Annotated in this window: 1 protein-coding gene; it reads right to left on the reverse strand. The window is 69.7% G+C overall.

The window, feature by feature from the left end; all coding sequences use genetic code 11:
- The coding region (locus tag I6F37_RS38855) for an aldehyde dehydrogenase family protein (protein ID WP_225154199.1) at positions 1-475 on the reverse strand (475 nt) is incomplete at both ends.

Raw genomic sequence — 475 nt, forward strand, 5'->3', positions numbered from 1 at the left:
AGCTTGAAGCGCGGGTCCGCGACCATCCGGTCGCCCAGCTCACGGGTCATCGGCAGGATCGAGACACTCCCCGCCGGCACGCCGGCGGCCTCGATGATCTCGGCCACGGCCAGCATCGTGAGCGGGTCCTTGGACGGTGGCTTGAGGACGATCGGATTGCCGCTCGCGATCGCCGGGGAGATCTTGTGGGCGGCCAGGTTGAGCGGGAAGTTGAACGGGCTGATGCCCGCGATCGGGCCGATCGGGAAGCGCCGGGTGATCCCGATCCGGTCCTTTGACGCCGGCATGAGATCGAGCGGGATGAGCTCACCGGTCATCCGTTCCGCCTCTTCCGCGCCCAGGCGGAAGGTCAGCGTCGCGCGGTCGACCTCGACCAGCGCGTCGCGGATCGGCTTGCCCGATTCGAGCGCGATCAGCCGGCCGAGCTCCTCGCGACGAGCCCGGACACCGGCGCTGATCTCGCGCAGGATCCGCC

This window comes from Bradyrhizobium sp. NBAIM08 (genome assembly GCF_020193935.1).
Taxonomy (GTDB): Bacteria; Pseudomonadota; Alphaproteobacteria; order Rhizobiales; family Xanthobacteraceae; genus Bradyrhizobium; species Bradyrhizobium yuanmingense.